We start from the raw sequence: 11,162 nt of genomic DNA on the forward strand, positions 1-11,162 counted from the left end.
CACTAAAAACCCTTTAAGTATTTCATTCCTAACAGCAAACAAAGTCTAATTACATAAAAGGCATTATGTTTGTGAATTCAAGCTGCAGTCCCGATTTCTCGTGAATTTCAAAAGAACACTACTTATATTATTTATTGTCGCTTTAGGCTCTACTGCTGGTATTGCCCAAGATAGACTTTCCAAAAAAGAGCGAAAAGCTCAGGTAAATGAATCCCAAAGCACCCGTTATTTCATCGAAGGAGAAAAGAATCTTGTACTTGAGGATTTTGAAAAAGCATTTTTCTATTTTCAAAAAGCCCTAGAATTTACTCCTGAAGAACCTGCTATTCACTATAAGCTTGCAGAAATTTTAGTTAAAGCAAATCAGGCGGAAAAAGCAATGCCCTACGCGACTAAAGCGGCGGAATTGGATGGGGACAACAAGTATTATTCTTTGATGCTAGCTGAGATATATACCAATCTCAAGCAACCGCTAAAAGCTGCTGAAATTTTGGAAAAACTTACTGCAGACGGAGAAAACAATCAACAATACAATCTGGATCTTGCCTCAATTTATTTGAATGCAAACGAACTTGACAAGGCCCTCGTAGCATTGGATCGTGCAGAGGAATATTACGGTGTCATGGAGCCTATCACCATCCAAAAGCAACGCATTTACTTAAACAATAATAACCTAAGCCAAGCTATAGAAGAGGGTGAGAAACTGGTAAAATCTCGACCTGGAAACCCTACCTATGTAATGAATGTGGTGGAGATTCTGTACAATAATAATCGTATAGATCAGGCCTTGGAGCTGGTTTTTGATGAAATCAGCAAATACCCTAGCCAACCTGAACTTCAGATGGCAGCCCATACATTATTGAAAGATAAAGGAGAAATAGAAGTTTCAAATCAGCACCTCTATGCTGCCTTTGCCAGCCCGGATCTAGATCCTGAAGTGAAATCCAAAGCTTTCTTAAGTCAATTAACAGAGATTAAAACTCAGGAACGCGAGCTTCTTCTTGATAGTCTGGAAACTTTAATGATCAAATTCAGTCCTGAAAATGCAGACATTTACGCTGCACTTGGCGAGCGGAGAATGCAGGAGAAAAAGCAGAATGAGGCAATTGATTACTATAAAAAATCACTTTTGATCCAGCCGAAGAATGCCAAATTGCTGGAGCAGGTTATTTTAGGATCATTTGGCGAAAATGCAGATTTCACTGAACTGGAGAAATTCACAATTCTTGGGGTGGATGAGTTTCCACAAAATCCTGAATTCTGGTTTTATGACGGCGTGGTAAAGTCAGCACAAAAGAAGGATGAAGAAGCCGTTACTTCTCTCAACAAAGCCATAGAACTAAACTCCAACAAAAATCCTCAACTTGACCAAGTTGCTTTCGGGTCACTCGGAAATTCTCTATATAATTTGGGAGAAAAAGAAGAAGCTTTCCGCAATTTTGATAAAGCGCTGGAGCTCAATCCAAATGATGAGCAAGTTTTAAATAACTATTCCTACTTCCTCTCACTTGAAAAGAAGAATTTGGATAAGGCAAAAACAATGTCTGACAAAGTTGTTAAGCGTTTTCCCGACAATGGCACTTTCCTTGATACACACGCTTGGGTTCTTTTTCAGCTGAAAGATTACGAAGGCGCCAAAAAATATATGGATTTAGCAATGAAGCACGAATCAGAGCCAAGCGGTGTGATGCTAGAGCATTATGGTGACATTTTGTTTCACCTGGGTCAAAAGAACGAAGCGCTAAGTTATTGGAAAAAAGCAGAGGGAAGTCCTGAGGCTTCAGATAAACTTTCACAGAAAATAAAAGAGGGAAAATACCATGAATAAATTTTTTGGAGGAATTGTGCTCATCATTGGTCTAGGCTTACTTTTCTCCTGCTCCAAAAAGACGATGGTCTATCAAGCAGATGGGAAAATGGACGACTTCGCTCCGGTTTATACAGATTACGAATACATGAGTGCCAAGGCGAAGGTGGTAATCGAAGAAGAGTCCGGAAAAATCACTCGCGGAAGTATGAACCTTCGCTCAAAAAAGGATTCAGTTCTGTGGTTCATGATCTCTCCAGGTATGGGAATGGAGGCAGTAAGAGGACTCATCACGGTAGATAAAATTCAAATTAAAGATAGAATTGGCAAGGAAAACATAAATCTTACTTTTAAGGAATTTGAGTCCATCTACGGTCTTAAATTATCCTTGGATATTTTTCAAAATATTCTCTTCGCAAATCCACCACATGAAGTAGACTATAAAGATAGACTGGTCCGTGTAGGTAAATCATTTGAATTGACTCAGGTACGTGACAAAGTCCGCTACTTCTCAAAGGTGGACGTGAACTACCGAAAAGTCTCTGAACTGGTGAGTAATTCACTTGACGACCGAGGATCTTTACTTGCCAGTTACGCTACGTTTCAGGAAGTCGACTCCAAGCCGTTTCCGTTTGAAGTTCTCTACAAACTCGCCTATCAGCTTCCTGAAGGTGGGCAAAACACCATCATCAATGTTGAGTGGACGTCTGTTGACCCACACTCTGAACCACTAAGCTTCCCTTTCAAATTTTGAATTGCATGCTCCGCAAATACCTTATTCCTTTTAGTCTTCTGATTGGATTCATATTTTTTTCTGCAGGAAATCTTACTGCACAAACAAAAAAAACACGAGAGCAACTTGAAAAAGAGAAAGCTGATGTACAAGCAAGATTGTTGGAATTTGACAAAATTCTAAAGCAGACTACAGCTACCAAGAAAAATACAATAGGTGAATTAAACGCAGTAACCAGACAATATCAAGCTCAAAACAGATTAGTTAATACCCTTGATAGAGAAGTAAAACTTATCAATCAGGAAATCAAAGAAACTGAGGATAAAATTGTGAGTCTGGAAAGTCAGCTCAAAGACCTGAAAGCTGAGTATGGACGAATGATCTACAACGCATCCAAACTCAATCGAGGTCTATCCATTGTTTCCTTTGTCTTCAGTTCCGCTAACTTTAACCAACTGTATGCTCGACTGATGTATCTGAAACAATATACTGACAGTCGCAAACAGCAGGCCGCACAAATAGAAAAACTAAGTTCGGAATTGGCTGATGAGAGGATATTGCTAGATCAGAAAAAAGCTGAAAAAGAAAAAGTATTAGTCGAAGAGCAACAGGAACGCGCCGAACTAGATAAAATGAAGCGGGAGCAACAGGGAATTGTTAACACGCTGACGAGTAAGGAACGAGACATTCAAAAGCAAATAACGGCTACGAAAAAACAGCAAGATCAGCTCAATAAAATGATCAAGCAGGTAATCGAAGACGAGATAAGAAGAGCTGAAGCTGCTGCGAAAAAGGAAAATAGCACCGCCACTAAATCTTCTGGAAGTAGTATGCCTATGACACCAGAGGTGGCCGCCCTATCAAATTCATTTGCCGGAAATAAAGGCCGGTTACCATGGCCTGTAGAAACAGGTTTTATTTCGCAAGGCTATGGTACATATCCGCATCCTACTCTAAAAGGTATAACCATGGAAAGCGATGGTTTGGATATCCGTACCCAGCCCAATTCGAATGTACGGGCAGTATTTGATGGCACTGTCACAAAAATCACTACCATGCCAGGCTTTGGAGGAACAGTAATCATCAAACACGGAGAGTATTATACCATGTATAGCAAGTTGAAAACCATTACTGTAAAATCGGGTCAAACTGTAAGTGCAAAAGACGTAATTGGCCAGGTCGCTACAGGTGCTGATGGACAGGCAGAGGTGCACTTTCAGACTTGGAAAGGTCTGACTGTAATGAATCCTTCTGCATGGCTAACATCCAAGTAGCACAGAATTGCGTATATTCATAAAAAAGATAGACTGCTTTCCCTTTGAACTTTGTGTAAGCGGATCACAGTTATATCTTTGTATCCACATTTACCCTTAAACAAACACCATCATGACAACATTAGGATTCATTCAAAACATGGGCGGTGGCTCGATCGTATTGATCGTATTAGTCGTCCTTCTATTGTTTGGTGCTAAAAGAATACCTGAATTGGCTCGTGGCCTTGGACGTGGTATCAGAGAATTCAAAGATGCTACCAAGGATATTCAGAACGATCTTGAAGAGGGTCTGAAAGACGACAAGAAAAAGTAATCTCTTAAGCCAAGAAAATTGGGAAAATTCATTTCATTCGACGACATTAAAAAATCGCTCGAAAAGAAGGAAACTGACTGTCGCGCGATAGTCCAATATTACTTAACAAACATTCAGACGAAGGCGCATCTCAACGCCTTCGTCGAAGTTTATGAGCAATCCGCTTTAGCACAGGCTGATCTAGTTGATCAAAAGCTAGCGGATGGTAAAGCTGGTAAACTTGCCGGAATGGTCATTGGTATCAAAGATGTTCTTTGTTATTCCGGCCATGAGGCAAATGCTTCCTCTAAAATACTTCAAGGTTTCGAATCCCAATTCACTACTACAGCTATCCAACGCATGCTGGACGAGGATGCTATTATTATAGGCAGGCTTAACTGTGATGAATTCGGAATGGGAAGCTCGAATGAAAATTCAGTTCATGGAAATGTTTTAAATGCCTCAGATGAAACGCGGGTTCCTGGAGGATCATCCGGCGGATCAGCAGTTGCTGTGCAAGCAAATTTGTGCACCGCTTCCCTAGGAACTGATACAGGAGGATCTGTGAGACAGCCTGCCGCATTCACCGGCGTAATAGGAATGAAACCCACTTATTCACGTGTATCAAGATGGGGACTGATTGCATATGCATCTTCATTTGATTGTATTGGGATATTCTCCCATACTGTAAAGGACAATGCCTTAGTAATGGAAATAATGGCTGGACATGATGAGTACGATAGTACATCGTCGAGAAAACCAGTTATGCCATACAGTCAATTGTTACATTTTGAAAAAAAGGCAAAAATAGCTTATCTTAAAGAGACTATAGAATCTCCTGCTCTACAGCCGGAAATAAAAGCCAATACCTTAGCTGTATTGGATAAACTAAAATCCGAAGGACATACTGTTGAGGAAGTTGATTTCCCACTGCTTGATTATATTCTTCCTACGTATTATATTCTCACTACTGCAGAGGCAAGCTCAAATTTGTCCAGATTTGATGGAGTGAAATATGGCTACAGAACTCCGAATGCACATAATTTAGAAAGCATGTATAAGCTGACTAGAAGCGAAGGATTTGGAGATGAGGTTAAGCGAAGAATTATGTTAGGCACATTTGTGCTTAGCGCTAGTTACTATGACGCTTATTTTACCAAGGCACAAAAAATCAGAAGGTTGATAAAAGATTCTACTGAGAAACTTTTGAATGATTTTGACTATATTATTATGCCAACAACGCCATCTACGGCATTCAAATTTGGCGAGCATAGTGGTGATCCGGTAGCAATGTATCTGGAAGATTTATTCACCGTACAGGCATCGGTATCTGGAGTTCCTTCCATTTCTTTACCCAATGGAAAAGATGAGCAAGGAATGCCTATTGGATTGCAAGTAATTTGCAACTCATTTAAAGAAGCAGAACTCTATGCTTTTAGTAATTATTTAACAGAATTGACAGCGTAAAACCCAAAACCAATGAAAAGAACTTTGAGCAGAATCATCACACTTGCGATTATCACATGTTTGATCCCACTGTCCAAAGCCTTCTCACAGGACGATGAGTTGGTAGCTGCTGCACCACTTCTCGATGAGGAAGTTTTGCCTAATTATCACTACGAATATATTCCGGATTTCACCTACGACGAAATTGATCGGCGCATAAAAGCGATGGATCATGAGATGGCGTTCGATTTGAACGATAAAGTTTTTTCATTTATCCAATACTTTACAGTTAGAAATAGAGACTATACAAAAATGGTCTTGGCTAGAAAAGAGTTGTTTTTTCCAATGTTTGATCAATTGATGACCAAACATGACATGCCTCTTGAAATAAAATATTTATCCATAATAGAATCAGGACTTGATCCTCAGATACGTTCCCGCGTGGGTGCAATGGGCCTTTGGCAATTTATGCCTGCTACTGGGAGAATGTACGGAATGAATACCAACAATGAAGTGGATGATAGGATGGATCCGGAGCTTTCTACAGAAGCTGCTGCAAAATACTTGAAATCACTTCATAGAATGTTTGGTGATTGGGAAGTCGCTATGGCGGCCTACAATTGTGGTCCAGGAAATGTCCGAAAAGCAATTAGAAGATCTGGAGGAAAGAAGACTTTCTGGGGAATATATAATTATTTACCACGCGAAACCAGAAGCTATGTACCTCAGGTACAAGCCATGCTATATATTCTGAATCATCTGGAAGAACACAACTTCCATCCTGAAGATCCTACTTATGTGGTGGAGTATGAAAAAATCAGATTTGATAGGGCTTTAAGTTTAGACAAACTTGCGGAGCTCACTAACCTTTGTGTAACGGATTTAAGTAATTTAAATCCAGCAGTTAAAAACAGAACAGTACCTGAAAGCAATCAAAATATGGCCCTTCGGATTCCAAAATCAAAAGTGCCCTACATCAAAGAAAACCTTGCATGGCTTACTGATTCTTTAAATAATGCTCCTACGACATTGCTGGCATCCGAAGTGAAAGTTCAATCTGTAGAAGCCCTAGCTCAGGAAATCAAACAAAATAGCACAATCTATAAAGTTAGATCTGGTGATGTGTTAGGCACTATAGCCAGCCGTCATGGTGTGACTGTCTCCCAGCTCAAGTCTTGGAACAACCTTTCCTCAAATCTTATTCGTGTAGGCCAAACACTTCGCATCAATCCAGGGATATCCAATAATATCGCATCTACACAAACAAATCCAGCTGGCCAAACTACCTACACTGTACAACAAGGTGATTCCTTATGGATTATATCCCGTAAGCATGAAGGGCTGACAGTGGAGCAGATTAAGCGATTAAACAATCTCAATTCAAACAATATTAAGCCTGGGCAAAAACTGATAATCGGTTAATTTAAGCCAATTCCCTCTTCATATTGTTAATTTTTTTTAACTAATGGCAATATTCAATCCTAAATAAGGATAAGTGTTTATATGTCATTAATTTGACCTAATACAAGAAACAAACAACCAAAAATGAAGACCTTCTCATCAATTCTCGTAGCCCTAACCATGGGTATCATACTTTCTTCCTGCGAGTCCGATGGCACAACTGCGGATAGTTCCAAACCAAAAGCAAGAGGATCAATTGGGGAAATAATATTAGTCATAGACTCAGTCAAATGGGCTGGTCCAGTGGGCGAGGAATTAAAAGAAATTTTCGAATCTGACATTCCTGGAATGATACGTTCTGAGGCTAAATTCAAAGTAAACACGGTGGATCCCAGAGCTATGACACGCATGCTCAAAATGTCTACAAACCTAATATATGTCACAACCTTCGATGATAAAGGGTCTGCTAGCCAAGCAATAAACGCTCAGTTCTCTAAAGAATCCAAAGAGAAAGCTATGAACGACACCAACATCTATTCGTTGAGAATGGAAGATGAATATGCTATCGGACAAGAAGTTTTATATCTCTTTGGCAATACAGAAGATCAACTTATTGCTAACCTGAAGAAAAACGGCGATCGATTACAAAACCTATTTGAAGTAAGGGAAAGAGGAAGACTTGAAAAAATCCTTCTTGCCCGTAAAAATTCAGCGGCAGCCTCTGAAGCGAAAAAGAATCTTGGAATAGAAATAAACGTACCTGCCTCCTATCAAGTAGCAAAGTCTGAAGATGATTTTCTTTGGGTTAGACAAATCACACCATCAGGCAATCGTGCAGACATCAGTTTATTTTTCTATGAAACTGATTACAAATCCGAGGAGCAAACATTCCCAGCTAACATACTCAATCTGAGAGACTCCATTACAAAACAACATATTTTTGGTGATCCGGAAGATCCTACTTCTTATGTGGTGACCGAAAAACAAATCCCTCCAGCTTTCCGAAACATGGTGATTAATGATAATTTTACCACCGAAATAAGAGGCTCCTGGAAAACTAACAACGTAAGCATGGGCGGATCCTATTTAGGTTACATCATGGTTGACCAGAAAAAAGGAAAACTTTATTACATTGAAGGGTTCGTATTCTATCCGAATGAAATACACAGAGACGCCCTCCGTGAAATAGAGACCATTCTTCTCAATACCAATGTAAGTTGGAATGAAGACCAGGGGGCTTAAAACCCAAATTATACTAGCTTTTTATGGCAATCAAAATCCGCAAGGAAGACGCACTTAATTATCATACGCAAGGTTCTCCAGGCAAAATTGAAGTAAATCCAACCAAACCTCTTTCCAGTCAGATGGACCTAGCGCTTGCCTACTCTCCCGGGGTAGCAGAGCCATGTAAGGAAATTGCTTTAGACGTAGAAAACATTTATAAATACACTGCAAAAGGTAACCTAATAGGCGTCATATCAAATGGAACAGCTGTTTTGGGACTTGGGGATATAGGCCCTGAAGCTTCCAAACCAGTAATGGAAGGGAAAGGAGTGCTTTTTAAGAAATTTGCAGGAATTGATGTATTCGATATTGAGATTAATGAAAAGGATCCCAAGAAGTTAATCCAGATTATAAAATCTCTTGAGCCGACCTTTGGAGGTATAAATCTTGAGGATATCAAAGCACCAGAATGTTTTGAAATAGAAACCGAACTCAAGAAGGAAATGAATATTCCTGTCATGCATGATGATCAGCATGGCACTGCAATTATTTCCGGGGCAGCATTATTAAATGCGCTAGAAATTGTAGAGAAGGATATTTCTCAAATCAAATTAGTAGTGAATGGTGCTGGAGCCGCCGCGATTTCCTGTACCAGATTTTATATTTCTCTGGGTATCAAAAAAGAGAATATCGTCCTATGTGACATTATCGGTATTTTACGTTCGGACAGGATTGACCTGGATGATATTCGAAGAGAATTTGCAACCGACAGAGATTTGCATACACTTTCGGATGCCCTACTTGGAGCAGATGTATTTCTAGGACTTTCTGCAGGAAATATAGTAACGCAGGCCCAACTCATGCTGATGGCTCCAAACCCGATCGTTTTTGCTTTGGCAAATCCAGATCCTGAGATTTCTTATGATCTTGCCGTTGCAGCACGCGAGGACCTGATCATGGCCACAGGTAGATCAGATCATCCTAACCAAGTGAATAACGTACTTGGATTTCCCTATATTTTCAGAGGAGCATTAGATGTGAGAGCTACTGCCATCAACGAAGCAATGAAACTTGCCGCAGCTCATGCCATAGCAAAACTAGCTAAAGAACCTGTTCCGGATATTGTAAATAAGGCATACGGAGAAGATAAACTTGGCTTTGGAAGATTGTATTTAATTCCAAAACCCCTTGATCCCCGCCTGATAACAACCATCGCTCCTGCTGTGGCAAAGGCTGCCATGGAAACTGGTGTGGCAAAGTATCCTATAAATGACTGGGATGCGTATGAGCTGGAGCTTCAGGAGCGAATTGGAATCGACCAGAGATTGATGTCTGTAGTGATTGCCAGAGCTAAAAAGAATCCAAAGCGTGTAGTATTTGCAGAAGCAGATAATAGAAAAATCCTTAAAGCAGCTCAGATCATCCGTGATGAAAAAATAGGTGAGCCAATCCTTCTAGGTAAGCGTGATAAAATCCTCTCTCTCATTGAAGACAATTCTTTAGACCTGACTAACGTCACCATTATTGATCCTTTAGAAGAAAAAGAAATGCTGAAGAAATTCGCAGATCTACTCTTCCAAAAACGTCAAAGAAAAGGAATGACTGCGGGTGATGCTGCAAGACTAGTCACTCAGAGAAATTACTTTGGTGCGTTAATGGTAGAGTCAGGAGCTGCGGATGCTTTTATTTCCGGTCTTACGCGTGATTACCCTAAAACTATTCTGCCTTCCTTGCAGACAATTGGTGTGAAACCTGGCGTCAACCGTGTAGCTGGTATGTATATCATGAATACACCGAAAGGCCCATATTTCTTTGCTGATGCTACGGTAAATCTTAATCCTACTGCGGATGAATTGGTTGAAATAATTGGTTTGACGGCAGATGCAGTGAGATTCTTTAACATGGAACCTCGGATCGCAGTACTTTCCTATTCCAACTTCGGCTCAGCCAAAGGTGATATTCCGGATAAAATGGCAAAAGCAACTGCCATCGCTCAGAAGAAATACCCGGATTTGGTAATCGAGGGAGAAATGCAAGCTAACGTAGCGATCAATGAAGATATTCAACGGGAAATGTATCCTTTCTCCAAACTGATAAACAAAAGAGCTAATACGTTAATTTTCCCAGATTTAAGTTCTGGCAATATTGCTTATAAGCTTCTTGCTGAGCTTGGAAATTCTGAAGCAATTGGTCCTATCTTACTTGGGATGAATAAACCTGTCCATATTTTACAATTAGGAAGTTCAATACGGGAGATCGTAAACATGGTAGCCGTAGCCGTAGTAGATGCTCAATCAACAAACAATTTATGATCGACTATCTAAGAGGTAAATTAGTATTCAAAGATCCTACTTACGTCATTATAGATGTAAATGGAATTGGGTATCACGTGAAAATCTCGCTACAAACTTATACTGAAATCAAGGATGAGGAGCAGATCAAGCTCCTTACTTTTTTACACATCAAAGAAGATGCACATACGCTTTTTGGATTTAAACAAGAAGATGAAAAGCGACTATTTTTATTATTGTTATCTATCAATGGAGTCGGGCCTAGTACTGGCCTGATGATTCTTTCCTCCCTAAGCTCAAACGAAATTGAGCAGGCTATTCTATCTGGCGATGTAGCTACTATCCAACATGTCAAAGGGATAGGTGCAAAAACTGCCCAAAGAATAATTTTGGAGTTAAAGGATAAGGTCGGTAAAGGTGGATCAGATACGATGACAGCTCCACTTGGATTTTTGAAATCAAGCAATAAGATCCGTGAAGAAGCGTTACAAGCTCTAATTACCCTTGGTTTTCCAAAACCTGCCGCAGAGAAGAATATCGCGTCAGTCCTCAAAAAAACCACAGGAGAAATTTCATTAGAAGATTTAATTAAAGCATCTTTAAAGACATCATAATTCTAAGTTGTATTGAACTTTTGGAGTGTACTAACTTTTTTCGGGAGGAGGTTTCTCGGTAGTTGGCCTGAATTATTCAT

Annotated in this window: 9 protein-coding genes; all 9 read left to right on the top strand. The window is 39.9% G+C overall.

Translation table 11 applies throughout. The features are described 5' to 3' along the window. Positions 1 to 100: 100 nt before the first annotated feature. The 9 genes from AACZ73_RS10610 to ruvA all read left to right on the top strand — a co-directional run bounded on the left by AACZ73_RS10610 (position 101) and on the right by ruvA (position 11,082). Positions 101 to 1,828, top strand: coding sequence for a tetratricopeptide repeat protein (locus AACZ73_RS10610; RefSeq protein WP_339877669.1), 1,728 nt, complete (start codon positions 101 to 103; stop codon positions 1,826 to 1,828). Continuing rightward, on the top strand, positions 1,821 to 2,561 hold the full coding sequence (locus AACZ73_RS10615; protein ID WP_339877671.1) for a DUF4292 domain-containing protein: 741 nt from the start codon (positions 1,821 to 1,823) through the stop codon (positions 2,559 to 2,561). The genes AACZ73_RS10610 and AACZ73_RS10615 overlap by 8 nt, the downstream gene beginning before the upstream one ends. Before the next feature lie 5 nt (positions 2,562 to 2,566). Further along, entirely contained in the window at positions 2,567 to 3,814 is a 1,248-nt protein-coding gene (locus AACZ73_RS10620) for a peptidoglycan DD-metalloendopeptidase family protein (protein WP_339877673.1), read from the top strand. 112 nt (positions 3,815 to 3,926) lie between these two features. Next, complete coding sequence (locus tag AACZ73_RS10625; RefSeq protein WP_111322719.1) at positions 3,927 to 4,127, top strand: twin-arginine translocase TatA/TatE family subunit; 201 nt, start codon at positions 3,927 to 3,929, stop codon at positions 4,125 to 4,127. Between the two features lie 18 nt (positions 4,128 to 4,145). Continuing rightward, on the top strand, positions 4,146 to 5,573 hold the full coding sequence (gene gatA, locus AACZ73_RS10630) for an Asp-tRNA(Asn)/Glu-tRNA(Gln) amidotransferase subunit GatA (RefSeq protein WP_339877674.1): 1,428 nt from the start codon (positions 4,146 to 4,148) through the stop codon (positions 5,571 to 5,573). 12 nt (positions 5,574 to 5,585) lie between these two features. Continuing rightward, positions 5,586 to 6,974 carry a LysM peptidoglycan-binding domain-containing protein gene (locus AACZ73_RS10635; protein WP_339877676.1) on the top strand — a complete coding sequence of 463 codons (1,389 nt, stop codon included), beginning with the start codon at positions 5,586 to 5,588 and terminating at the stop codon, positions 6,972 to 6,974. A 123-nt stretch (positions 6,975 to 7,097) separates the two neighbouring features. Next, positions 7,098 to 8,195 carry a DUF4837 family protein gene (locus AACZ73_RS10640; protein WP_339877678.1) on the top strand — a complete coding sequence of 366 codons (1,098 nt, stop codon included), beginning with the start codon at positions 7,098 to 7,100 and terminating at the stop codon, positions 8,193 to 8,195. Between the two features lie 23 nt (positions 8,196 to 8,218). Then, positions 8,219 to 10,489, top strand: coding sequence for an NADP-dependent malic enzyme (locus tag AACZ73_RS10645; protein ID WP_339877680.1), 2,271 nt, complete (start codon positions 8,219 to 8,221; stop codon positions 10,487 to 10,489). Continuing rightward, a complete protein-coding gene (gene ruvA, locus AACZ73_RS10650) occupies positions 10,486 to 11,082 on the top strand; it encodes a Holliday junction branch migration protein RuvA (RefSeq protein ID WP_339877682.1) in 597 nt (198 codons plus the stop codon). The genes AACZ73_RS10645 and ruvA overlap by 4 nt, the downstream gene beginning before the upstream one ends. Positions 11,083 to 11,162: the final 80 nt, after the last annotated feature.

Source organism: uncultured Algoriphagus sp. (assembly GCF_963974835.1).
Lineage (GTDB): Bacteria > Bacteroidota > Bacteroidia > Cytophagales > Cyclobacteriaceae > Algoriphagus.